The sequence below is a fragment of the Nonomuraea sp. C10 genome, assembly GCF_008017515.1.
GTDB classification, from domain to species: Bacteria; Actinomycetota; Actinomycetes; order Streptosporangiales; family Streptosporangiaceae; genus Nonomuraea; species Nonomuraea ferruginea.
The window spans coordinates 1,158,307-1,182,119 of sequence record NZ_VPFF01000003.1 but is presented as its reverse complement, the minus strand read 5'-3'; the positions used below and the strand labels follow the sequence as shown (position 1 = coordinate 1,182,119).

Genomic DNA, 23,813 nt, shown 5'->3' with positions numbered 1-23,813 from the left:
ACATCCACCGGTTGTGGACCTGGACCTCGGTACGGTCCGGGCCTTCGTCGCCGTCACCGAGGACCACTCCTTCAGCGAGGCCGCCACCCGGCTGGAGATCAGCCAGCAGGCCGTCTCCAAACGGATCGCCAAATTGGAGTCCGACCTCGGCGTGCGGTTGTTCTACCGCTCACGCAACGGTGCCGCCCTCACCGAGGACGGCCGGGCGTTCCTGCACTACGCGCGCAGCCTCGTCGGCCTCGCGGACCAGGCGCTCGGCGTGCTGCGCGGCCGTTCCCGCCCGCTCCGGGTCGACGTCCTGGACACCAGGCTGGCCTCGGTCGAGCTGGTCAGGGCGTTCCACAGTACGGCCGAGGACCTGCACATCGACGTCACCACCTCGAACGGCCTCAGGTCGGCCCGCGGCACGCTCGCCAGGGGATCCGTCGACGCCGCCTTCGTCCGCGTCAGCGGGACGCTGGAGGAGGACCTCCGGTACGTGCCGGCCTACTTCGATCCGGTGCACCTGCTGATCAGCCGCGACCACCCGCTGGCCGACCGGCGCGCGGTGGAGGTTTCACGACTCGCGGGATCGACCGTGTGGATGCCCGGCAACGCCCCCGGCAGCGAGTGGGCCGAGTTCTACGGCCTCCTCGGCGCCGCGTTCGACCTCCGGATCGACGCGACGGGGCCGGACTTCGGCTGGGAGCACTTCGTGGCCGACATCGCCTCGGGCGAACGCCTCGGGTTCGTCGGCGAGGGCTGCCGCCTGCCCTGGCACGCCGGTGTCGTGCAGATCCCGGTGGTCGACCCCGTCCCCGTCTACCCGTGCTCGCTGCTCTACCACCGGCAGAACCACCACCCGGTGCTGGCCTCGCTCGTCGACTTCGTGTCCGAGAGGTTCCGGCCGCTCGACCCGCGGCGTCAGTGGGTGCCGGACGCCGATCGCGCCGCCCTGGCCGTAGGAGGGCGCTGACGGGCCCGTACGAGGGCGGGCGGGGGCAGACTGGGGTCAGACCGGGCGAAGGGCGCGTTCGGGGCTCATGGAGCCCAGGAGACGTTCCAGGGCGACCTCGACGTCCTCGCGCCAGGACACGGCGGTTTTCAGCTCCAGCCGCAGCCGCGGAAATCGCAAATGCGGACGAACAGTTTTAAAACCTACGGAAAGCAAATATTCAGCAGGAACCACGCAACTCGGCTCCTCCCATTTGAGGTCCCCGAATGCCTCGATCGCCTTGACCCCCCGGCGTGTGAGGTCCTTCGCCACGCCCTGGATGAGCATCCGCCCCAGCCCGCCGCCGGAGAACTCCTGCACGATATGGGCCGTCATCAACAGCACGGCGTCGGCGCTGACCGGGGACGTGGGAAAGGCCACCGAACGCGGGCTGTAGAGCGGAGGGCTGTAGAGCACGAACCCCGCGGGCACCCCGTCGACATAGACGATCTTCCCGCAGCTCCCCCATTCGAGGAGCGTGCCGGAGATCCAGGCCTCCTTCTCCAGCCCCGGGTCACCCGACTTCACCGCCCGCTCTCCGCTGACAGGGTCGAGCTCCCAGAAAACACACTGGCGGCAGCGCCTTGGAAGATCTTCCAGATTGTCCAGGGTGATATTGACCAGCCGACGCGACAACTACGGCCCCAATCGTAGACCCGGAAAAGCGCGGAAAACCGCGTCCCCACCTGGCATCGTAGCCCAGTGACGGTCTCGCCAGCGGGCACCACGGCCGTACCGCCCCGTCATGGGCGACATGTCCGGCTGGCGTAACCTGGAGTCTCGGATCGATATACACCTAGGAGGTGGGCCGTGACAGAAGAGCAGGATCACGGTCAGACGCCCGCGACCCAAGGGTCGCGCATCGACGCCTACGTCGACCGGTACGCCGCGCGAGCTACCGGGATGGTCGCCTCCGAGATCCGAGCTCTCTTCGCCGTCGCGTCGAGGCCCGAGGTGGTCTCGCTCGCGGGCGGCATGCCGTACGTCACGGCGCTTCCCCTCGACATGGTCGGCGAGCTGGTCTCGGATCTCGTGACCAGACGCGGGCCCGTAGCGCTCCAGTACGGCTCCGGCCAGGGCGACCCGCATCTGCGCGAGCAGATCTGCGAGGTCATGGCGCTGGAAGGGATTCAGGCCGGCGGCAACGACGTGGTCGTCACCGTCGGCTCACAGCAGGCACTCGACCTGATCACCCGGATCTTCATCGATCCGGGTGATGTGGTCCTGGCGGAGGGCCCCTCGTACGTGGGCGCCCTCGGCACCTTCGCCGCATATCAGGCCAAAGTGGTGCATATCGCCATGGACGATCAGGGCATCCTGCCCGAATCCCTCGCCCAGACCATCTACGCCCTGGAGACGGCGGGAGCTCCGATCAAGTTCCTGTACACGATCCCGACCTTCCACAACCCCGGCGGCGTCACGCTCAACACCGCGCGGCGCCAGCAGGTGCTCGACATCTGCCAGCGCGCCGGGGTGCTCATCGTCGAGGACAACCCGTACGGGCTGCTCGGTTTCGACGGCGAGCCGATGCGCGCGCTGCGCGCGGACAACCCCGACGGGGTGGTCTACCTGGGGTCGTTCTCCAAGACGCTCGCCCCGGGCTTCCGCGTCGGCTGGGCGCTCGCCCCGCACGCCGTCCGCGACAAGCTCGTGCTCGCCATGGAGTCGGCCGTACTGTCGCACTCGTCGTTCACCCAGCTGGCCGTCGGCCAGTACCTCGCCACGCAGCCGTGGCGCGAGCAGATCAAGACGTTCAAGGAGCTCTACCGCGAGCGCCGCGACGCCATGCTCGACGCCCTGGAGTCGCTGATGCCTCCGGAGGTCACCTGGACACGGCCCGCGGGCGGGTTCTTCGTCTGGGCGACGCTTCCCGAAGGGCTCGACTCGAAGGCGATCCTGCCCCGTGCGGTGGCCGAGCGGGTGGCGTTCGTCCCGGGCACCGGGTTCTTCTCCGACGGCAGCGGCGCCCGCCACATGCGGCTGTCGTTCTGCTATCCGGAGCCGCACCGCATCCGCGAGGGCGTCCGCCGCCTGGCGGGCGTCATCGAGCAGGAGATGCAGCTGCGCGACACGTTCGGCACCGGCTCCACCCGGGACCACCCCGGCGTGGACACGCCCGGCCCCGACCTGGCCTGACCACCTCACGAACGACCGGCGTCCGCGCGGACGCCGGTCGTTCGCCGTTCCACCCGGCCGGCGTGAACCACGCCCGTCGTACGCCACCGCCCCTTCTCCGCCGGTACGGTTGGACCTCGGGCGATCAGCGAGGAGAAGAGATGAGCGACCTGGGCCACGTGCTCGTGCTGGCCGGCGGCCTTTCCTACGAGCGTGAGGTCTCCCTGCGCTCCGGCCGCCGGGTGAGCGAGGTGCTCAGGGCGGCGGGCATCGACGTGGAGGCCCGCGACACGGACGCGTCGCTGGTGCCGTCGATCCTGGCCGACCCGCCCGACGCCGTGTTCGTGACGCTCCACGGCGGAGCCGGCGAAGACGGCGCGATCCGCTCGGTGCTGGAGCTCCTCAACGTGCCGTACGTGGGAGCCGACCCCGACGCGTGCCGGGTCGCCTTCGACAAGCCCACGGCCAAGGCCGTCGTCCGCTCGGTCGGCCTGCGCACGCCCGCCTCGATCACGCTGCCCAAGGAGACGTTCCACGACCTCGGCGCGACGGCCGTGCTCGGCCGCATCGTCGACCAGCTCGGCCTCCCCCTGTTCGTCAAGCCCGCCCGCGGCGGCTCCGCCCTGGGCGCCTCCATCGTCCGCACCGCCGAGGAGCTCCCGGCCGCGATGGTCGGCTGCTTCGCCTACGGCGACACCGCGCTGATCGAGCGGTACGTCGAGGGCATCGAGGTCGCGGTCTCGGTCGTCGACCTGGGCGAGGGCCCCGTCGCGCTCCCGGCCGTGGAGATCGTCCCCGACGAGGGCGTGTACGACTACGCCGCCCGCTACACAGCCGGCCACACGGAGTTCTTCGCCCCCGCCCGCCTGTCCCCCGCCGCGGCGGCGGCCTGCGCCGAAACCGCCGTGACGGCCCACACGGCGCTCGGCCTGCGCGACATCTCCCGCACCGACCTCATCGTCGACGCCACCGACACCCCCCACTTCCTGGAGGTGAACGTCGCACCCGGCATGACGGAGACCTCCCTCCTGCCTATGGCGGCGGAAGCGGCCGGCCAGGACCTCGGCGACCTCTGCCGCGCCCTCCTCCAGAACGCCGCCTCCCGCCCCCGCCCCAACCTCTCCACCCTCTGACCTCCTTCACCCCGAGGACGCGCCTTTCCTCTGAGGTCGGGAGGACTGTCTCCACCGGCCACGCGCGGTTCTCAGCCGAGCTCGGACTCGTCCTGAGGGGTGCAGGAGCGCATCCCGCCGAGGTCGAGAGCAGCGCCTCCTGTCAGCCCAGCCACGTCGGAATCCATGGAGCCCTCCCGCCAAGGACTGGCCATCCGCCGAAGCTGGGAGCCGCCCCGAGAAGCGTCGGAGCGTCCCATCGCACACGCCCGCTGAGGTCGAGAGCAGCGCCCTCCGCCGAGGTCCGTGGAAGGGCCTCCCGTCGTACGGGCTACCCGCCGAGGTCGCCACGCCGACGTCCCTGGGACCCTCCCCTCCAATGCGCCACACGCCAAGGTCGACAGCGGCGCCTCCCGCTGTTCTCCCACGCAGCCTCAGCAAGCATCTCCCTCTCGGGAGTCGCCACTCACCGAAGCCGGTCCTTGCCTCCCGTCGAGAGGCGTAGGAGCGCCTCCTGCGAGGCTCGCGCTCGCCGAGGTCGAGAACAACTCCTGCCCTGCCCTGGCCACGCCGGGTCTCATGGACTCGTCACCCGCCGAAGCGGAGGCTTGCCCCGAGGAGCGTCGGAGCGCTTCCCATCGCACGCGTCAAGGTCGAGGGAAGCGCCTCCCATGGAAACTCGCCGCCCTCTCCGAGAGCCGGGGGCAGCGCCCTCCGCCGAGGTCCGTAGGAATGCCTCCCACCGGACGCACCACCCGCCAAGGCCGGGAGCAGCTCCTAGCGTCGACCCGGCCAGACGGGGTTCATGACGCCTTTCCCGCCCGATGCGCCGCGCCGAGCTGGGACGCCCCCGCTGAAGGGCGTGGCAGCGCCTCGTCATACGCGCCATCCACCGAGGTTGAGGCGCAACGTCTCCTACGGGACTCGTCCCTCTCCGAGAGCAGGAGCAGCGCCCTCCGCCGAGGTCTGTGGAAGTACCTCCCGTCGTACGCGCCACCGCCTTTTACTGGACTTGCTCTCGCCGAGATCCAGGTACAGCGCCTGCCATCGACCCGACCACGCTGGGGTCCATGGTGGCCCTCCTGCCTAAGACTCGCCGCCGCCGAAGTCAGAACTTGCCTCATGCCGAGGGGCGTGGGAGTGCGTACCTTCAGATTCGCTACCGGCCAAGGTACAGGGTCCCTCGCCGGTCGCCGTGGTCCGGGATAGCGCCTTGGGCGGTCTTCTGGATGTCGCTCAGGTCGCCGGTCGTCGGCGTGCTCGTTCCTGGATGCGGGTGCGGCCATCCTCCGATCGGATGCGACGGATCTCGTACGAAAGGGCGTCTCTTTCGTAAGTAGCCTTGGCGTGTGATCGAGCCGACCTACCCGAAGAGCTTCGCCAGCGACAACCACGCCGGCGTCCATCCAGCCATCCTCGAAGCCATGGCCGCCGCCAATCAGGGCGACGCACCCGCGTACGGCGGCGACACCTGGACGGGGGCGTTCGAGCAGCGCGTCGAGGACGTGTTCGGCTCTCATGCCGAGGGTTTCGCCGTGCTGAACGGCGCGGGCGCGAACATGGTCGGCCTGGCCCTCATGCTCGGCCGCTATGACGCGATCATCTGCCCCGACACCGCCCACATCGCCACCCATGAGACCGGCGCCACGGAACGCATCCTCGGCGTGAAGCTCATGACCGTCCCGACTCCGGACGGCAAGCTCCGCCCCGGTGACATCACCTCCCGCCTGTCCGTGCTGGGAGACCACCACCAGCCCCAGCCGCGCGTCGTCTCCATCTCCCAGGTCACCGAACTCGGCACCTGCTACTCCCCCGACGAGATCGCCGCCCTGGCCGAGACCGCCCACGCCGCCGGCATGCGCCTGCACGTCGACGGCGCCCGACTGGCCAACGCGGCGGCCCATCACGGGTGCGGCCTGGACGCGATCACCACGGCGGTGGGCGTGGACGTCTTCAGCTTCGGCGGCACCAAGAACGGCGCGCTGGCCGCCGAAGCGGTCGTCGTCCTGGATCCGTCCCTCGCCGGCTCGGTCCCGTTCCTGCGCCGCCAGTCGCTCCAGCTCGCTTCGAAGATGCGCTTCATCTCGGCTCAGCTCAGCGCGCTTCTCACCGACGACCTGTGGCGGCAGAACGCGGCCCACGCCAACGCCATGGCCCTCCGCCTGGCGAACGGCCTCGCCGACGTCCCCGGCGTCGCCCTGGAGTATCCCGTCGAGTCCAACGCCGTCTTCGCGCGGCTCCCCATCCACGTCGCCACCGCCCTCCAGCGCCGCTACCTCTTCCACTTCTGGGACGAGACGGCAGGCGTCGTCCGCTGGATGACCGCCTTCGACACGACGCCGGAACACGTCGACGACTTCCTCGACGACATCCGCAAGGCAGCCACGGCGTAACGCCCCACCCGTGTTTCACGTGAAACACGTCCCGAGCGCTCTCACAACGTGGGGTGAGTTCACGAGCCATGGGGAAGGACGGCCACGAGACAGGCGGTCTCACACGGCGCCAGGAACACGAAGACGCGTGTTTCACGTGAAACACGTCCCGAGCGCCCTCCCCAGATGGAGAGACACGGGCCATAGGCAGGGGCCACCACCACGGCACGAGGCCGACAACAAGAAGCCCCGCGTTTCACGTGAAACACGGGGCGTGGGCAGTCGGCGGACGTTTCACGTGAAACCGAGACTTGAACCGGAACTACTCCCCGGCCTCCCGCATGGCACGGGCCGCCTCAGGCGCCATGGCGCCGATGATGCGCTCAAGGTCGTCGATCGTGGCGAACTCCACCACGATGCGCCCCTTCCGGCGCCCGAGGTCGACCTTCACCTTGGTCTCGAAGTGATCGGAGAGCCGGTCCGCGAGATGAGAGAGGCCAGGAGCGGTGGGCTTGCCGGCCTGACGTTCACGGACAGGCTTGGCCGGAGCGGCCTGGGCGCTGCCGAGAGCGACGATCTCCTCCACCGCGCGCACCGGGAGCAACTCGGCGCTGATGCGCTTGGCGAGCAGGATCATCTCCTCCGGCGTGGACAGGCCGAGCAGAGCGCGCCCGTGACCGGCCATGATGGTGCCGGCCGCGACCTTGAGCTGAACTTCCGGCGGGAGTTTGAGCAGGCGGAGGGTGTTGGTGATGTGTGAGCGGGAGCGGCCGACCTTCTGGGCGAGCTGGTCGTGGGTCGCATCGAAGTCGTCGAGGAGCTGCTGGTAGGCGGCCGCCTCTTCCAGCGGGTTGAGCTGCTCACGCTGGAGGTTCTCGATCAGGGCGTCGCGGAGGAGGTCGGTGTCACGGGTGTTGCGGACGATCGCCGGAATCTCCTGCAGGCCCGCCATCTTGCAGGCCCGCAGCCGCCGCTCCCCCATGATGAGCTCGTACTGTCCGCCACCCACGGGGCGCACCACCACGGGCTGCAGGAGGCCGACCTCGCGGATCGACGCCTCCAGCTCCAGAAGGCGTTCGTCGTTGAACACCTCACGCGGCTGGCGCGGGTTCGGCACGATCGCGGAGACGGCGACTTCCTTGAAGTACGCCCCGGCGACGGGTTTCGGTCCGGCCTCCGGCGCCGCCGAACCGCTGGCAGGGGGCACCGTCCCCGCGCCGTCAACAATGGGACCGGTCGGGATGAGCGCCCCCAGCCCCTTGCCCAATCCCCGCCGCTGCTGGCTCACTGCGTCTCCTCATCCACCCGAACCGATTCCGGTCACTCCAGGAGAGGTTACCGTTGCCTGCCCCGGCCAGGGCCGCCTCTACACACCGTCCCACCGGATTTACACCACCATGCCCTGAACACACCCGATGCCAGAAGCCGCCATCAACCCGAGACGGGGCATCCTGCCCCCGAGCCTCACAGCGTGCATGCACGAGTCGATCAGCCCAGACGGTTGACCCTCAGCAGATGCCGCGCTTTCGAAGGGGCACCGCCCCGAGGGAGATCACAATCTCACACCAGGGCGCGGTGGGCGATCTCCCTGGCGGCGTCCATGTAGGCCATCGCACCACTGGAGCCCGGATCGTACGTCATCACCGACTGCCCGTAGCTGGGCGCCTCCGAGAGGCGGACGCTGCGCGGGATCAGCGTGTTGAGCACCGTGTCCCCGAAGTGCGCCCGGACCTCCTCCGCCACCTGTGAAGCCAGCCGGGTGCGGCCGTCGTACATGGTGAGGACGATCGTGGACAGGCGGAGCGTCGGGTTGAGGTGGACCTTGATGAGGTCGACGTTCCTGAGGAGCTGCCCGAGACCTTCCAGCGCGTAGTACTCGCACTGGATCGGGATCATCACCTCGTCCGCCGCGACCAGGGCGTTGACCGTGAGCAGGCCGAGCGACGGCGGGCAGTCGATGATGATGTAGTCGAAGTCCATGGAGTCGTACGCGGCCAGCGCCCGGCGCAGCCGCGCCTCCCGAGCCACCAGGGAGACGAGCTCGATCTCCGCGCCGGCCAGGTCGATGGTGGCGGGGGCGCAGTAGAGGTTGGGCATGTCGGGGACCTGCTTGACGATGTCCGCCATCGGCAGGTCGTCGACCAGCACCTGATAGACATCCGGCACGTCACCGCGGTGCTCGGTGGCCAGCGCGGTGGACGCGTTGCCCTGCGGGTCCAGGTCGACCACCAGCACGCGCTCGCCCTTCATCGACAGCGCGGCCGCGATGTTCACCGAGGTCGTGGTCTTGCCGACGCCACCCTTCTGGTTCGCCACCGCGATCACCCGGGTCTTCGCCGGCTTGGGCCAGGCGTCACTGTCGCCCATGGGGAGATCACCCGCCTGGGCGGACAACTGTGCGGCCGGTGTTTCACGTGAAACCACTGAGTTGAGCGCCTCTCGTACCAACGGCGAATCACCTGGGTTCAGGGGGGTCTGGGTCACGATGGCCATCCTTTCAACCCGTGGCGTATCGGTGACGGGGATTCGCTGTCGGGACACGCCCGTTTCGGGCCAGCCAACCCCGGTGGGATTCTCGGACAGAGGCCTGTCCGGCCAGCCCAGACCGCATTGCGCGACTGGCATGCCGTCACCTCCTTCGTCGCCGCCTTTTCTGCTCCGGCGCGCGACCCGCTACGACTCGCACCAGTGTTGCAGGCGGCTCGACCTTACCGTGCCCCACGGTCACAAGCTCGGCCGTGAGGGCGCCGACGGCCTTGAGTCGTGGCTCTGCCTCGGCGAGCTCCTCGGCGGCCCGCTCCCCCTTCATGGCGATGAGCTCGCCGCCCTCACGGAGCAGCGGCATCGCCCAGGTGAGCAGCCGGTCGAGCGGCGCGACGGCGCGGGCGCTCGCGACGTCGAACTCCCGCTTGCCCTTCAGCTCCTCGGCGCGGCCGCGCAGCACCTCGACGTTGTCGAGCTTGAGCGCCTCGACGCACTCCTCCAGGAACACGGTACGGCGGAGCAGCGGCTCCAGCAGGGTGACCGTGAGATCCGGCCGGACGATGGCCAGCACCAGCCCGGGCAGGCCCGCACCGGAGCCGATGTCGACCAGGCGGGCGTCATGAGGCACGGCCTCCGCGACGACGGCGCAGTTGAGCAGGTGGCGGTCCCAGATCCGCGGCACCTCGCGCGGGCCGAGCAGCCCTCGCACCACCCCGGGGCCGGCGAGCAGTCCGGCGAACTCCTGGGCGCGGTCCCAGGCGTCGCCGGTGAACACGTCCCGCGCGATGTCCGGCGGAGGCGGCAGCTCGTCGCTCACTGCTTGGTGGCCCTTTCTCATGGGTGACGGTTTCTAGGCTGGGCAGGCGATCTCACCGAAGACTATCGGCCCTGCCTGAACGGAACCCCAGAGCGCGCCGCGCCGACTTTTCCACAATGCGGAAGCGCAGCTGGAGAGGGGGTCTGTGGATAAGGCTGTGGATAGAACGGATGCTCGCTCGTACCCCTGAAAGCTCCTGGGAGAGGCCCGGAAACGCGAGCGGCCGCCGGCGCCCGAAGGCGGGCCGGCGGCCGGGATGCCAGAGGAGTGGTCAGGCGGGCATGACCACGACGTAGCGGTTGGGCTCCTCGCCCTCGGACTCGCTGCGGAGGCCGGCGGCCGCCACCGCGTCGTGGACGATCTTGCGTTCGAAGGGGGTCATCGGCTCCAGAGCCCTGGGCTCACCGTGATCCTTGACCTGGTCGGCGACCTCGGTGCCGAGCTTGGTGAGCTCCGCGCGGCGGCGCTCGCGGTAGCCGGCGACGTCGAGCATGAGGCGCGACCGCTCCCCCGTCTGCCTGTGGACGGCCAGCCGGGTGAGCTCCTGCAGCGCCTCCAGCACCTCGCCGTCGGGGCCGACCAGCTCGTTGCTCTTGATGCCGACGACGGAGACCATCGCGCGGTCTCCCTCGACGTCCATGTCGATGTCGCCGTCGATGTCGGCGATGTCGAGAAGGCCTTCGACGTAGTCGGCCGCGATCTCGCCTTCCTGCTCCAGCGCGTTGAGATCAGGAGCTTTCTCCTGCTCGGCCTCGGTCATGACCGGCCTCTCCTTCGTAATCACGACTTCTTGCTGCCGGTGCGCTTGCTGCGGCTCTGGCGGCTGGGCTGGTTCCTGACGATCTTAGGCTCAGGAGGCGGGGCGGGGGCCTCTTCTTCCGGAGTCGTCCCGCGCAGCCGCTGGGCCAGGCTCGGCTTGGGCCTGACCGGGATCACGTTGCCCTTGGCGTCGAACTGCGGCATCGGGTTGCGGCTGTAGAACCAGTGCTGCTGGCCGAGCGTCCACACGTTGGTGGTGACCCAGTAGAGGATCAGGCCGAGCGGGAAGTTCAGGCTGAAGAACGCGAACAGCGGCGAGATCCACATGAGGATCTTCTGCTGCTGGGCCATCGGGTTGTCGGGCATCTGCGCCATGGATCGCGTGACGCTCTGCCGGACGGTGAGGAACGTGGTCAGCGAGCTCAGCGCGACGAAGATCGCCATCACGACCCGCGTCTGCACGGGGCTCGCGTCCAGGGCGATCATGTCCGCTTCTGGCATGAAGAAGTAGGCCGGCAGCGGGGCGCCGAAGATGTGCGCCTTGCCGGCGCTGTCGACCAGCTCCTGGGTCATGCCGAACTTCGGCTCGCCGCTGGCCATCGCCTGCAGCACGGTGAACATGCCGATGAAGATCGGGAACTGCGCCAGAACGGGAAGGCACCCGCCCAGCGGGTTCGCGCCCGCGCCCTGGTACAGCGCCATGACCTCTTGGTTCATGCGCTGTTTGTCGTTCTTGTAGCGCTTGCGGATGTCCGCCACCTTGGGGGCGAGCTCCTGCATCTTCTTCGACGAGCGCATCTGCTTGAGGAAGAGCGGGAAGATGCAGATCCGCATCAGCACGGTCAACGTGATGATGGTCAACGCCCACGTCAGGCCACTGTCCGGGTTGAGGAAGGTGGCGTATCCCGTATGGATCCAGGTGATGACGAAGGCTACGGCTTCATAGAGCCAGCTCAGCCAGGACAGCTCCACTGAGCTATCTCCCTTGCAATTCGTGAGACCGAACCGGGCGTGGGGGCACCGGGTCTATACCTCCGGGGTGGAATGGGTGGCACCGCCCGATGCGCCGGACAGTCAACCATGTGCCGCGCAGGGCTCCGTGTACGGACATCGCCTCAAGCCCGTACGCGCTGCACGATGGGTAGAAGCGGCAGCGTGGACCGAGCAGCGGGCTGATGAACGCCCGATAGAACCGGATGGGGACGATCAGCACGCGAGCGGCGAGGCTCGGCGTCCCTTGCGGCTGCTCCGTCATCTCTGCTGCCCATCCATCGCGGACTCGTGCCGCCTGAGCAATCGGTCCAGGGTGGAGTCGAGCTCGGCGGCGAGGTGCTCGTATCGCGCTGACGCGGCCGGGGGGTTGGCGCGTACCACAAGCAGGCTACCTCTCGGAAGCCGGTCGAGACGCTCGCGCATCAGGTGTCGGAGCCGCCGCTTGACCTTGTTGCGCACCACCGCGCCTCCGACGGCCCGGCTCACCACGAAACCCACCAGAGGCGTCTCTTCCCCAGAAACGGCGAGATGTATCACCAAAGTAGGGCGACCGGCGCGATTTCCGCGCTTGATCGCCTTCTGGAAGTCGTCGCCCCGCCGCATGCGGGATGGCCGGGAAAGCATGGGAATACGCCTATCGCCCGCCGGCACAAGTCACCGGCGGGCGGAAAGTCGGGCGCGGGTCGATCAGGCCGACAGCTTCTCGCGGCCCTTGCGGCGGCGAGAGGCGAGGATGGCACGACCGGCCCGGGTGCGCATCCGCAGCCGGAAGCCGTGGGTCTTCGCGCGGCGACGGTTGTTCGGCTGGAAAGTACGCTTGCTCACGAGTGGGCTCCAGGCTTGAGGGTGCGCACGAGGCGCTGAACACACATGGCTGGCCTGTCATTAAGGCGAGGGCACGCGAAATAGCCGACGCGTGACAAGCCGACCGTCGTACGTTACGGGTCAGGAGCGCCCCAGGTCAAACCGGAACCGTCATCCACGGATCCACAGGCGACTTTTCCACCGGCCCGCCGACGTCCACATGTTGTGCACTCAGGTACCACTAGGCTGTGGACAACGCCTTGAACACAGCTGTGCACATAGATACTGTCGGCCCTTCCAGACCCACTAGCAGGGCTGTGCACAACTTGTGGATCTCCTGTGGAGACCCTGGGGGTTCCCACCCGGGCTCGACGCTGTGGACGGCAGGGCTGATCGCGAGGCGGTGGCCCTCTGGGTGTGGATAACACTCGCGGGGGGCCGCGATAGGAAGGAGGGGGAAACGCCCGATGACCAACGTCGACCTCGGCGCGGTATGGGCCAGGGCTCTGGGCAACTTTCTCAACGAGAACGTGCCCATACAGCAGCGCACCTGGCTCGGGATGGTGCGCCCCATCGCTCTCGCGGACGACACGATCGTGCTCGGCGTCCCCAACGACTTCCTGAAGGACCTCATCGAGGGCAAGCTGCGCCCGCTCGTGGCTCACGCGCTGTCCCAGGAGCTGGGCCGCGCCATGCGGCTGGCCGTGATGATCGACACCACCGCCCCCGAGCCGCCCAAGCAGGATCTTCATCCCCAGCCTGGGGGTAATGGTTATCCCCAGGGGCAGGACCCCCAGCCGCGTTTTCCACAGGGTGCGCCACCCCAGCATTTCCAGGTTTCCGAGCCCCCGCAGTTCTATTCTCCACAGCCGGAATCCGGCCAGCCGTCCACCGAATATCCACAGCCTTCGTTCTCTTTCGACCCGGGCACGTTCGACCAGGCTCCGTCGTACACACCGCCTGTGGAGAAGGCGCCGGAACCGGCGCCGAACCGGTGGGAAGCCAAGAGCAGCAAGCCCAGCGAGCCGGCCCGGCTCAACCAGAAATACACCTTCGAGACCTTCGTCATCGGCGCCAGCAACCGCTTCGCGCACGCCGCGGCCGTGGCCGTCGCCGAATCCCCGGCCAAGGCGTACAACCCGCTGTTCATCTACGGCGACTCGGGGCTGGGGAAAACTCACCTGCTCCACGCGATCGGGCATTACGCGCAGAGCCTGTACGACGGCGCCCGGGTGCGTTACGTGAGCTCCGAGGAGTTCACCAACGACTTCATCAACAGCATCCGCGACCACAAGGCCGACGGTTTCCGGGGCCGCTACCGCGCGATCGACATCCTGCTCGTGGACGACATCCAGTTCCTGGAGGGCAAGGAGCAGACGCAGGAGGAGTTCTTCCACACCTTCAACACGCTCCACAACGCCAACAAGCAGATCGTGATCTCCAGCGACCGGGCGCCGAAGCAGCTGATCACGCTGGAAGACCGGCTGCGCAACCGGTTCGAGTGGGGCCTGATCACCGACGTGCAGCCGCCCGAGCTGGAGACGCGGATCGCGATCCTCAGGAAGAAGGCCATACAGGAGGGCCTGGCGGCGCCGCCGGAGGTTCTGGAGTACATCGCCAGCCGCATCTCCACCAACATCCGCGAGCTGGAGGGGGCGCTGATCAGGGTCACCGCGTTCGCCAGCCTCAACCGGCAGGGTGTGGATCTCCAACTGGCCGAGGTGGTGCTGAAGGACCTGATCACCTCGGAGTCGGGGCCGGAGATCACCATCGCCACGATCATGGCGAAGACGTCCGAATACTTCGGCATCAGCATCGACGACCTGTGTGGCAGCTCGCGCAGCAGGGCTCTGGTGAACGCGCGGCAGATCGCGATGTATCTGGCGAGGGAGCTGACGGAGCTGTCGCTGCCGAAGATCGGGCAGCAGTTCGGCGGCCGCGACCACACGACCGTGATGCACGCCGAACGCAAGATCCGCTCGCTCATCGCGGAGCGCCGCTCGATGTACAACCAGGTCAACGAGCTGACAATGCGCATCAAACAGACGTCGCGCGGGTCCTAGCCGTCATGCACACCCTGTGGAAAACGCTGTGGATCAGGGGAAACGCGCCAAGCCGCCGTTCGTACGCCCCGCTATGCCCAGAAATTTCCTGCACAGAGGCTGGGGATAACAGTGGGGACATCCTGAGGAGAACCTGGGGACTACCGGTGGATGACTTGGGGACGGCCTGTGAACAGCCTCCGAGGGCGGAACGGAAGACCCGTTTACCCCGTGGACAACCGGTGGAAACCCGGTGGATGACCGGTGGACGAAGGCACCAAGATCTGGGGACGGCCTGTGGGCAACGCGGCTTCATCCCCAGCCGCCGAAGTTACCCCCAGGCGTCACCCACACCCGCAGTGGATGAAAATCGGGCCGTCGAGCTGCGGAGACGCAGGTTTTCCACAGTATCCACCGCCCCTAGTGTGATGACTCCACTTATCTCTTAAGAAGAAACTCAAGACCCATAGAGGGGTTCTCGCTGTTCGCGTCTGCCGGAGGCGAGACACTTGGAATCAACGACGAAGCAGGAGGCTGATCACCGTGATGTTCCGAATCGAGCGAGACGTCCTCGCTGAGGCGGTGGCATGGACGGCACGCAGTCTCCCGGCACGGCCGTCCGTGCCCGTCCTCGCGGGCATGCGCCTGGAGGTCACCGAGGAGCAGCAGTTGAAGCTGTCCGGCTTCGACTACGAGGTCTCGGCGGAGGTGACGCTCGAACTGCACACCGGCGAGCCCGGCATGGTCCTGGTCTCCGGCAAGCTGCTGGCCGAGATCACCCGCTCGCTTCCCGCACAGCCTGTGGACTTCGTGGTGGAGGGCGCCAAGGCGGTCGTCACGTGCGGCAGCGCCCGGTTCACCCTCCTCACCATGCCTGTGGAGGACTACCCGACGCTCCCCGCCATGCCGCCCGCGGCCGGCCGGGTGGGCAGCGACGTCTTCGCCTCCGCAGTCAGCCAGGTGGCCGTCGCCGCCGGACGTGACGACACGCTGCCGATGCTGACCGGCGTGCGCATGGAGATCGAGGGCGACACCGTCACCCTCGCCGCGACCGACCGCTACCGCCTGGCCGTGCGCGAGCTGAAGTGGCAGCCTGGCCAGCCCGACTTCTCCGCCATCGCGATGATCCCCGGCAAGACCCTGGCCGACACGGCCAAGGCCCTGGGCGCCACCGGCGCCGAGGTGGAGATCGCGCTCAGCTCCGCCGGCGGCACCGGCGAGGGCATGATCGGCTTCTCCAGCGCGGGCCGGCGCACCACCACGCGCCTGCTCGACCCGGAGTTCCCCAAGTACCGCTCGCTGCTGCCCACTGAGTTCTCCGCGCGCGCCGACCTGTCCACAGGCCCGTTCGTCGAAGCGGTCAAGCGCGTCGCCCTGGTCGCCGAGCGCAACACCCCGGTGCGGCTGGCGTTCAGGAGCGGCGAGGTCGTGCTGGAGGCGGGCAGCGGCGACGAGGCCCAGGCCGTCGAGGCCCTGCCCGTCGAGTACGAGGGCGAGGAGATGAACATCGCCTTCAACCACCAGTTCCTGCTCGAAGGGCTGGGCGCGATCGACTCCGACGTGGCCCGCCTGCAGATGACCACCTCGACCAAGCCCGCCATCCTCACCGGTGGAAAGCCTGTGGACGAGGGCGGCACTCCCGATTACCGCTACCTGATCATGCCGATTCGCCTGTCTAGCTGAATAATCGGTCGGAGATGGTGGAATCCGGACGAGGGGGTAGTGGGGCAACATGCAGATCGGCATGGTTGGACTCGGCAAGATGGGCGGCAACATGGCCGAGCGGTTGCGCCGCGGCGGTCACGACGTGGTCGGTTTCGACCGCGACCCCTCCCTCAGCGACGTGGCGAGCCTGAAGGAGCTGGTCAGTCGGCTGCAGACCCCCCGCACGGTCTGGGTGATGGTGCCGGCGGGCGCGCCCACCCAGCAGACGATCGACGACCTCGGCGAGCTGCTGTCAGCGGGCGACGTGGTCGTCGACGGCGGCAACTCCCACTATGTGGACGACCAGAAGCACGCCGCCGAGCTGGCCGGCAAGGGCGTCGGCTTCGTCGACTGCGGCGTGAGCGGCGGCGTCTGGGGTCTCGACAACGGCTACGCCCTCATGTGCGGCGGCGACCGGCCGCACGTCGAGCGCCTCATGCCGATCTTCGAGACGCTCAAGCCCGAGGGCGAGGACGGTTTCGTGCACGCCGGCGACGTGGGCGCCGGCCACTTCGCGAAGATGGTCCACAACGGCATCGAGTACGGCATGATGCAGTCCTTCGCCGAGGGCTGGGAGCTGCTCGAGGCCTCCGACGTGGTCAAGGACGTGCGGGGCTGCTTCAGCAGCTGGCGCACCGGCACCGTGATCCGCTCCTGGCTGCTCGACCTCATGGTGCGGGCGCTCGACGACGACGAGCACCTGGAGGGCCTGCGCGGCTACGCGCAGGACTCCGGGGAGGGCCGGTGGACCGTGCAGGCCGCAGTCGACCACGAGGTGCCGCTGCCCGTGATCACCGCCGCGCTGTTCGCCAGGTTCGGCTCGCGGCAGGACGACCCTCCGGCGATGAAGGTGGTGGCCGCGCTGCGCAACCAGTTCGGCGGCCACGCGACCACCTCGGCCGAGGGCTCGACGGCCAAGGGCGCCGACGCGCCGGGCGCGGACGTGCCCCCGCTGCCCCGCGACGGCGAGCGGGAGTGAGTTTTCCACAGGCTGTGAGCCGGTGACCGCAGAGGTCGGCGCGGCCGACTAACCTTCGTGGGGTGCATGTCGCCCACCTGTCGCTGACCGATTTCCGGTCCTACACGTCCGTGGAGCTCGGCCTGGAGCCGGGCGTCACGGCCTTCGTGGGGCCCAACGGCCAGGGCAAGACTAACCTCGTCGAGGCGCTGGGCTACGTGGCGACCCATTCCAGCCACCGGGTGGCGAGCGACGCGCCGCTGGTGCGCCACGGCGCCTCGCGGGCAGTCGTCCGCTGCGCCGTCCACAGGGACGACCGGCGCGCCCTCGTGGAGCTGGAGATCAACCCCGGCAGGGCCAACCGCGCCCGGCTCAACCGCTCCCCCGTGTCCCGCGCGCGCGACGTCGTCGGGCTGCTGCGCACGGTCCTGTTCGCCCCCGAGGACCTCGCCATGGTCAAGGGCGACCCGTCCGAGCGCCGCCGCTTCCTCGACGACCTGCTGGTCTCCAGGACTCCGCGGTTCGCCGGCGTACGCGCCGACTACGACCGGGTGCTGAAGCAGCGCGGCGCGCTCCTGCGTACGGCCGCGCAGGCCCGCAGAGGCGCCAGGAGCGGACGGAAGGCCGAGAGTGAGGCCGGGTTCGCGGCGGCGGGCGCCGGCGACGTCCTGGGCACGCTGGAGGTGTGGGACGCCCATCTCGCGCGCCACGGCGCCGAGCTGTTGCGCGCCCGCCTCGAGCTGATCGAGTCGCTGCGCCCGCTGGTCGCCGGGGCCTACGCCGCGCTGGCCCCCACCAGCGCCCCCGCGACGCTGGCCTATCGCAGCACGTTGTCCACAGGCGACGACGCCTCTGAGGACGAAATCCCCGGTGAGAGGGGATCTTCCGATGCGCCGACGTTATCCACAGACCTGGGGAAAACTCTTGAGGAGCGGCTCAAGGAGCGGCTGCTGGAGGTCCGTCCCGCCGAGCTCGAACGCGGCGTGACGCTCGTCGGCCCCCACCGCGACGACCTGGTTCTCGGCCTCGGCGAGCTGCCCGCCAGGGGTTACGCCAGCCATGGCGAGTCCTGGTCGTTCGCGCTGGCCCTGCGGCTGGCCGCCTACGACCTGCTGCGGGCCGACGGCGGCGACCCGGTGCTGATCCTCGACGACGTGTTCGCGGAGCTCGACGCGCAGCGCAGGCGCCGTCTCGCCGAGATCGTCGCCCCTGCCGAGCAGGTCCTTATCACGGCGGCTGTGGACGACGACGTGCCGCCCGAGCTGTCCGGAGCCAGATTCGAGGTCGCTGAAGGGAGCGTGCGACGTGTCCGCTGACCACGACGCCACGGCCAGGGGCGCCGCCCTGGCCAGGGAGAAGCTCGCCCAGGCCAAGGCCGACGCGGCCAAGCGGGGCCAGCTGCCGCGCAGCGAGCCCCGGCGCAGGGCGGCCGGCCCGCGCCGGGACGCCGGCGACCCGCTGCTGTTCGGCCGGGCCATCGCTGACCTCCTGGCGGCCCGGGGCTGGGAGCAGTCCGCGGCCGTGGGCGGCGTGTTCGGCCGGTGGGCCGACATCGTCGGTCCCGACCTGGCGGCCCACACCAAGCCCGAGTCGTTCGAAGACGGCGAGGTGCTGGTGGCGGCCGACTCGACGGCGTGGGCGACGCAGGTCAGGCTGCTGGCGCGCACCCTCGTCCGCCGCCTCAACGAGGAGCTCGGCGACAACACCGTGACGAAGGTGAAGGTCAGAGGCCCGATGAACGCCCCACGCCCCACGGGCGGATTGCGGGTGACCGGAAGCCGGGGTCCGGGCGACACCTACGGATAGCCGGTCCGCCGGCCGTCCACAGCAGGGCTTTCGTGCCGCCGCGGCCGGCCGCGTTCCAGCAGCGGGCGCTCGCGTGGCTCTGGGCAGGCTGTTGGGCGATCAGAGGGCTCCCAGACGCGCTGACCCCCCGATCGGGAGGGGGGATGCTGATCCGGGGGGAAAACGAGCCAGAGAGCATCACAGGCGCGTTCAATGCCACCTTCGGGCTCCGGACCCGGTAGAATGAAAGCGGATTCCGGACACGTCCGCTTGCGTGTCACCCCGGCAGGCAAGCCGACTCCCCTGGGTGACCGCGCATCGGGGCACTCACGACGGTGACGGGCACGGCAGGGGCAGCTTTTTCGCATTCGAGCGTCCCCGCCGCGTGTCCGCGGCAGGAGGATTACGCAGTTGTCCTACGACGCTAGCTCAATCACCGTACTCGAGGGGCTTGAGGCCGTACGCAAGCGCCCGGGTATGTATATCGGCTCGACCGGCGAGCGCGGCCTGCACCACCTCGTGCAGGAGATCGTCGACAACGCGGTCGACGAGGCGCTCGCGGGCTACGCCGACCGGATCGAGGTCACGCTGCTCGCCGACAACGGCGTGCGCGTGGTCGACAACGGCCGGGGCATCCCCACCGGCATACACCCCGTCGAGAAGCGCTCCGCGGTCGAGGTCGTGCTGACGACCCTGCACGCCGGCGGCAAGTTCGACAGCCAGGCCTACGCCGTCTCCGGCGGCCTCCACGGCGTCGGCTCGGCCGTCGTCAACGCGCTGTCCACGGCCATGGACGTCGAGATCAAGCAGAACGGCCACTACTGGCGCATCTCCTTCGACCACTCCAAGCCGACCGCTCCCCTGGCCAAGGGCGAGGAGACCGACGAGACCGGCACCAGCGTGACGTTCTGGCCCGACGCCAACGTCTTCGAGACCACGACATGGAACTTCGAGACGCTCTCGCGCCGGTTCCAGGAGATGGCCTTCCTCAACAAGGGCCTCGCCATCGTCTTCACCGACGAGCGTCCCGACCACGTCAACGGCGAGCCGCACCGGGTCGAATACCTGTACGAGGGCGGCCTGGCCGACTTCGTCAAGCACCTCAACGACAAGAAGGAGCCGGCCCACGCGTCGATCATCTCCTTCGAGACCGAGGGCGACGGCATAGCGGTCGAGATCGCGATGCAGTGGAACAACTCCTACGCGGAGTCCGTCTACACCTTCGCCAACACGATCAACACCGCCGAGGGCGGCACCCACGAGGAGGGCTTCCGCGCCGCGCTGACGACCATCGTCAACCGCTACGCGCGCGAGCAGAAGTTCCTCAAGGAGGGCAAGGACGACAACCTGTCCGGCGAGGACGTCCGCGAGGGCCTCACCGCGATCATCTCGGTCAAGCTCTCCGACCCGCAGTTCGAGGGCCAGACCAAGACCAAGCTGGGCAACACCGAGGCCAAGTCGTTCGTCCAGAAGGCCTGCAACGACCACCTGCGCGACTGGTTCGAGCGCAACCCTGGCGAGGCCAAGGACATCATCAACAAGTGCCTGCAGGCCTCACGCGCCCGCATGGCCGCCCGCCAGGCCCGCGACCTGACGCGCCGCAAGTCCCTGCTGGAGTCCGGCAGCGGGCTGCCCGGCAAGCTGGCCGACTGCCAGTGGAACGACCCCGAGAAGTGCGAGCTGTTCATCGTCGAGGGCGACTCGGCCGGCGGCTCGGCCAAGGGCGGCCGCGACTCGCGCTTCCAGGCGATCCTCCCCATCCGCGGCAAGATCCTCAACGTGGAGAAGGCGCGGATCGACAAGGTCCTGAAGAACAACGAGGTCCAGGCGCTCATCACTGCACTCGGCACCGGCGTCCACGACGACTTCGACATCGCCAAGCTGCGCTACCACAAGGTCATCCTGATGGCCGACGCCGACGTCGACGGCCAGCACATCAACACCCTGCTGCTGACGCTGCTGTTCAGGTTCATGCGGCCGCTCATCGAGGCCGGCCACGTCTACCTGTCCTGCCCGCCGCTCTACAAGATCAAGTGGGACCGCAAGGGCGAGGACGCCTCCTACGCCTACTCCGACTCCGAGCGCGACGCCGTCATCCAGGCGGGCATCGAGGCCGGCAAGCCCGACCCCCGCCCGCGCGACAACGTCCAGCGGTTCAAGGGTCTGGGCGAGATGAACGCCGCCCAGCTCTGGGAGACCACGATGAACCCCGAGACCCGGCTGCTGCGCCTGGTCACCCTTGACGACGCCGCCCAGGCCGACGACCTGTTCAGCGTGCTCATGGGCGAGGACGTGGAGGCGCGCCGCGACTTCATCATCCGCAACGCGCGCGATGTCCGCTTCCTCGACGTCTGAGCGGCCTAGCCGCATCTCGATAAAGGACCACAACCTGTGACGGAAGTGAACACCACTCCCCCAGCTGACCGCATCGAACCGGTGGACATCCAGTCCGAGATGCAGCGCAGCTACATGGACTACGCGATGTCCGTCATCGTGTCCAGGGCGCTGCCGGACGTGCGCGACGGACTCAAGCCGGTGCACCGCCGGGTGCTGTACGCGATGTACGACGGCGGCTACCGCCCCGACCGCGGCTACTTCAAGTGCGCCCGCGTCGTCGGTGACGTGATGGGCACCTACCACCCCCACGGCGACACCTCGATCTACGACGCGCTCGTCCGCCTCGCGCAGCACTGGTCGCTGCGCTACCCGCTGGTCGACGGACAGGGCAACTTCGGCTCGCCGGGCAACGACCCGGCGGCGGCGATGCGCTACACCGAGTGCAAGCTCGCGCCCATCGCCATGGAGATGCTGCGCGACATCGACAAGGAGACCGTCGACTTCCGGCCCAACTACGACGGCAAGTCGCAGGAGCCCGACGTCCTCCCCGCGCGGTTCCCGCAGCTGCTCGTCAACGGCTCGGGCGGCATCGCGGTCGGCATGGCCACCAACATCCCGCCGCACAATCTGCGCGAGGTCGCCGCCGCGGTCAAATGGTGCCTGGAAAACCCCGAGGCCGACGACGAGGAGCTGCTCGAAGCAGCGATCAAGCTGGTCAAGGGGCCCGACTTCCCCACCCGCGCGCTGATCGTCGGCCGCCGCGGCATCGAGGACGCCTACCGCACCGGCCGCGGCTCGATCACCATGCGGGCCGTGGTCGAGGTCGAGGAAGACGGCAAGGGCCGCCAGGCGCTCGTCGTCACCGAGCTGCCCTACCAGGTCAACCCCGACAACCTCGCCCTCAAGATCGCCGAGCTGGTCCGCGAGGGCAGGCTGACCGGCATCGCCGACGTCCGCGACGAGAGCTCCTCCCGCGTCGGGCAGCGGCTGGTGATCGTGCTCAAGCGCGACGCGGTCGCCAAGGTCGTGCTCAACAACCTCTACAAGCACACCCAGCTGCAGGACACCTTCGGCGCCAACATGCTGGCGCTGGTCGACGGCGTGCCGCGCACGCTCCGCCTCGACCAGTTCGTCCGCCACTACGTGGCACACCAGATCGAGGTCATCGTCCGCCGTACGCGCTACCTGCTGCGCAAGGCGGAGGAGCGCGCCCACATCCTGCGCGCGCTGCTCAAGGCGCTCGACCGGCTCGACGAGGTCATCGCGCTCATCCGGGCGTCGGAGTCCGCCTCCCACGCCCAGCAGGGCCTGATGTCGCTGCTGGAGATCGACGAGATCCAGGCGCAGGCCATTCTCGACATGCAGCTGCGCAAGCTCGCCGCCCTGGAGCGCCAGGCGATCCAGGACGAGTACGACCACCTCATGACACAGATCGCCGAGTACAACGCGATCCTGGCCAGCGAGGCCCGTCAGCGGGAGATCATCGGCGAGGAGCTGGGCGAGGTCGTCTCGCGTTACGGCGACGAACGCCGCACCGAGATCATCGCGCACGACGGCGACATGTCCATCGAGGACCTCATCGCCGAAGAGGACGTCGTCGTCACCATCACCCGCGGCGGCTACGCCAAGCGGACCAGGACCGACCTCTACCGCGCGCAGAAGCGCGGGGGCAAGGGCGTGCGCGGCGCGCAGCTGCGCCAGGACGACATCGTCGACCATTTCTTCGTCACGACGACCCACCACTGGCTGCTGTTCTTCACCAACAAGGGCCGCGTCTACCGGGTCAAGGCGTACGAACTGCCCGACGCGGGGCGCGACGCCCGCGGCATGCACCTGGCCAACCTCCTGGCCATGCAGCCCGACGAGACGGTCATGGAGGTCCTCTACCTGCGCGACTACGAGGTGGCCCCCTACCTCGTGCTCGCCACCCGCAGCGGCCTGGTGAAGAAGACCCGCCTGTCCGAGTACGACTCCCCCAGGTCCGGCGGCCTGATCGCGATCAACCTGCGCGACGACGACGAGGTCATCGGCGCCCGCCTGATCTCCGAGGAGGACGATCTGCTGCTCGTCTCCAGGGGCGCGCAGTCGATTCGGTTCACCGCCTCCGACGAGGCGCTGCGCCCGATGGGCCGCGCCACCAGCGGCGTCATCGGCATGCGTTTCCTCGAAGGTGACGAACTTCTGGCCATGAACCGGATCTCCGACGGGCAGGATGTGCTTATCGCCACAAAGGCTGGGTACGCGAAGCGGACACCCGTTGAGCAGTACCCGGTGCAAGGACGTGGCGGAAAGGGCGTGCTGACTGCAAAAATCGTGAGCTCTCGTGGCAAGCTGGTCGGAGCCGTCATGGTCAACCCGGAGGACGAGGTCTTCGCGATCACGTCCGCAGGCGGGGTGATCCGGACGAGTGCCGGTGAGATCAAGCAGTCCGGCCGGCAGACCATGGGAGTCCGATTGATGAACCTCGCCGAAGGCGACAGCGTGGTGGCCCTCGCCCGGAACGCCGAGTCGATGGAGACTTCGGTGGAGAGTGAAGCAGACGGGGGAGGAGAGTAATA

General features: G+C 68.6%; 20 protein-coding genes. 11 read left to right on the top strand and 9 right to left on the bottom strand.

Going from position 1 to position 23,813, the window contains the following annotated elements:
- Nucleotides 1-13 precede the first annotated feature (13 nt).
- Nucleotides 14-955: a LysR family transcriptional regulator gene (locus tag FR742_RS37140; protein ID WP_187281554.1), complete on the top strand. Its 942-nt coding sequence runs from the start codon at nucleotides 14-16 to the stop codon at nucleotides 953-955.
- 36 nt (nucleotides 956-991) lie between these two features.
- On the opposite strand, the gene FR742_RS37135 is transcribed toward FR742_RS37140, so the two are convergent.
- The gene (locus FR742_RS37135) at nucleotides 992-1,609 is read right to left on the bottom strand and encodes a GNAT family N-acetyltransferase (protein WP_148035938.1); all 618 of its coding nucleotides are present in this window, start codon (nucleotides 1,607-1,609) and stop codon (nucleotides 992-994) included.
- Between the two features lie 267 nt (nucleotides 1,610-1,876).
- On the opposite strand from FR742_RS37135, the gene FR742_RS37130 reads away from it, so the two are divergent.
- The 3 genes from FR742_RS37130 (at nucleotide 1,877) to FR742_RS37120 (ending at nucleotide 6,593) form a co-directional block, all read left to right on the top strand.
- Entirely contained in the window at nucleotides 1,877-3,109 is a 1,233-nt protein-coding gene (locus FR742_RS37130; RefSeq protein WP_246640482.1) for a PLP-dependent aminotransferase family protein, read from the top strand.
- A 140-nt stretch (nucleotides 3,110-3,249) separates the two neighbouring features.
- Entirely contained in the window at nucleotides 3,250-4,221 is a 972-nt protein-coding gene (locus FR742_RS37125) for a D-alanine--D-alanine ligase (protein WP_148035936.1), read from the top strand.
- Nucleotides 4,222-5,549: 1,328 nt separating this feature from the next.
- On the top strand, nucleotides 5,550-6,593 hold the full coding sequence (locus tag FR742_RS37120) for a low specificity L-threonine aldolase (protein ID WP_148035935.1): 1,044 nt from the start codon (nucleotides 5,550-5,552) through the stop codon (nucleotides 6,591-6,593).
- Between the two features lie 301 nt (nucleotides 6,594-6,894).
- Here FR742_RS37120 and FR742_RS37115 read toward each other — a convergent pair whose 3' ends face one another.
- From FR742_RS37115 to rpmH, 8 genes are all read right to left on the bottom strand, one after another.
- Nucleotides 6,895-7,860 (bottom strand): ParB/RepB/Spo0J family partition protein, encoded by a 966-nt coding sequence (locus FR742_RS37115; protein ID WP_148035934.1) that lies wholly within the window; start codon nucleotides 7,858-7,860, stop codon nucleotides 6,895-6,897.
- A 272-nt stretch (nucleotides 7,861-8,132) separates the two neighbouring features.
- Entirely contained in the window at nucleotides 8,133-8,939 is an 807-nt protein-coding gene (locus FR742_RS37110) for a ParA family protein (RefSeq protein ID WP_187281553.1), read from the bottom strand.
- A 262-nt stretch (nucleotides 8,940-9,201) separates the two neighbouring features.
- Complete coding sequence (rsmG, locus tag FR742_RS37105) at nucleotides 9,202-9,894, bottom strand: 16S rRNA (guanine(527)-N(7))-methyltransferase RsmG (RefSeq protein ID WP_148035933.1); 693 nt, start codon at nucleotides 9,892-9,894, stop codon at nucleotides 9,202-9,204.
- A 250-nt stretch (nucleotides 9,895-10,144) separates the two neighbouring features.
- On the bottom strand, nucleotides 10,145-10,633 hold the full coding sequence (locus FR742_RS37100; RefSeq protein WP_148035932.1) for a R3H domain-containing nucleic acid-binding protein: 489 nt from the start codon (nucleotides 10,631-10,633) through the stop codon (nucleotides 10,145-10,147).
- A gap of 20 nt (nucleotides 10,634-10,653) precedes the next feature.
- Complete coding sequence (gene yidC / locus FR742_RS37095) at nucleotides 10,654-11,604, bottom strand: membrane protein insertase YidC (protein ID WP_148035931.1); 951 nt, start codon at nucleotides 11,602-11,604, stop codon at nucleotides 10,654-10,656.
- A gap of 4 nt (nucleotides 11,605-11,608) precedes the next feature.
- The gene (gene yidD, locus FR742_RS37090; RefSeq protein ID WP_148035930.1) at nucleotides 11,609-11,887 is read right to left on the bottom strand and encodes a membrane protein insertion efficiency factor YidD; all 279 of its coding nucleotides are present in this window, start codon (nucleotides 11,885-11,887) and stop codon (nucleotides 11,609-11,611) included.
- A complete protein-coding gene (gene rnpA / locus FR742_RS37085) occupies nucleotides 11,884-12,249 on the bottom strand; it encodes a ribonuclease P protein component (protein ID WP_148035929.1) in 366 nt (121 codons plus the stop codon). The genes yidD and rnpA overlap by 4 nt, the downstream gene beginning before the upstream one ends.
- A gap of 63 nt (nucleotides 12,250-12,312) precedes the next feature.
- Nucleotides 12,313-12,450 (bottom strand): 50S ribosomal protein L34, encoded by a 138-nt coding sequence (rpmH, locus tag FR742_RS37080; protein ID WP_020547366.1) that lies wholly within the window; start codon nucleotides 12,448-12,450, stop codon nucleotides 12,313-12,315.
- A 446-nt stretch (nucleotides 12,451-12,896) separates the two neighbouring features.
- On the opposite strand from rpmH, the gene dnaA reads away from it, so the two are divergent.
- From dnaA to gyrA, 7 genes are all read left to right on the top strand, one after another.
- Nucleotides 12,897-14,492 carry a chromosomal replication initiator protein DnaA gene (gene dnaA, locus FR742_RS37075; RefSeq protein WP_148035928.1) on the top strand — a complete coding sequence of 532 codons (1,596 nt, stop codon included), beginning with the start codon at nucleotides 12,897-12,899 and terminating at the stop codon, nucleotides 14,490-14,492.
- A gap of 522 nt (nucleotides 14,493-15,014) precedes the next feature.
- Nucleotides 15,015-16,154 carry a DNA polymerase III subunit beta gene (gene dnaN / locus FR742_RS37070; RefSeq protein WP_148035927.1) on the top strand — a complete coding sequence of 380 codons (1,140 nt, stop codon included), beginning with the start codon at nucleotides 15,015-15,017 and terminating at the stop codon, nucleotides 16,152-16,154.
- 49 nt (nucleotides 16,155-16,203) lie between these two features.
- The gene (gnd, locus tag FR742_RS37065) at nucleotides 16,204-17,154 is read left to right on the top strand and encodes a phosphogluconate dehydrogenase (NAD(+)-dependent, decarboxylating) (protein WP_148035926.1); all 951 of its coding nucleotides are present in this window, start codon (nucleotides 16,204-16,206) and stop codon (nucleotides 17,152-17,154) included.
- A 62-nt stretch (nucleotides 17,155-17,216) separates the two neighbouring features.
- On the top strand, nucleotides 17,217-18,449 hold the full coding sequence (gene recF, locus FR742_RS37060; protein ID WP_148035925.1) for a DNA replication/repair protein RecF: 1,233 nt from the start codon (nucleotides 17,217-17,219) through the stop codon (nucleotides 18,447-18,449).
- Complete coding sequence (locus FR742_RS37055; protein WP_261808987.1) at nucleotides 18,439-18,939, top strand: DUF721 domain-containing protein; 501 nt, start codon at nucleotides 18,439-18,441, stop codon at nucleotides 18,937-18,939. The genes recF and FR742_RS37055 overlap by 11 nt, the downstream gene beginning before the upstream one ends.
- 411 nt (nucleotides 18,940-19,350) lie before the next feature.
- Complete coding sequence (gene gyrB, locus FR742_RS37050) at nucleotides 19,351-21,273, top strand: DNA topoisomerase (ATP-hydrolyzing) subunit B (protein WP_396991010.1); 1,923 nt, start codon at nucleotides 19,351-19,353, stop codon at nucleotides 21,271-21,273.
- A gap of 36 nt (nucleotides 21,274-21,309) precedes the next feature.
- A complete protein-coding gene (gene gyrA, locus FR742_RS37045; RefSeq protein WP_148035923.1) occupies nucleotides 21,310-23,811 on the top strand; it encodes a DNA gyrase subunit A in 2,502 nt (833 codons plus the stop codon).
- Nucleotides 23,812-23,813: the final 2 nt, after the last annotated feature.

Bases quoted from the DNA above. Each gene is read 5' to 3' on its own strand.
- dnaA (WP_148035928.1), top strand. From the start codon at position 12,897: ATGACCAACGTCGACCTCGGCGCGGTATGGGCCAGGGCTCTGGGCAAC.
- FR742_RS37110 (WP_187281553.1), bottom strand. From the start codon at position 8,939: ATGGGCGACAGTGACGCCTGGCCCAAGCCGGCGAAGACCCGGGTGATC.
- FR742_RS37100 (WP_148035932.1), bottom strand. From the start codon at position 10,633: ATGACCGAGGCCGAGCAGGAGAAAGCTCCTGATCTCAACGCGCTGGAG.
- FR742_RS37130 (WP_246640482.1), top strand. From the start codon at position 1,877: ATGGTCGCCTCCGAGATCCGAGCTCTCTTCGCCGTCGCGTCGAGGCCC.
- gnd (WP_148035926.1), top strand. From the start codon at position 16,204: ATGCAGATCGGCATGGTTGGACTCGGCAAGATGGGCGGCAACATGGCC.
- rsmG (WP_148035933.1), bottom strand. From the start codon at position 9,894: ATGAGAAAGGGCCACCAAGCAGTGAGCGACGAGCTGCCGCCTCCGCCG.
- FR742_RS37125 (WP_148035936.1), top strand. From the start codon at position 3,250: ATGAGCGACCTGGGCCACGTGCTCGTGCTGGCCGGCGGCCTTTCCTAC.
- rnpA (WP_148035929.1), bottom strand. From the start codon at position 12,249: ATGCTTTCCCGGCCATCCCGCATGCGGCGGGGCGACGACTTCCAGAAG.
- yidD (WP_148035930.1), bottom strand. From the start codon at position 11,887: ATGACGGAGCAGCCGCAAGGGACGCCGAGCCTCGCCGCTCGCGTGCTG.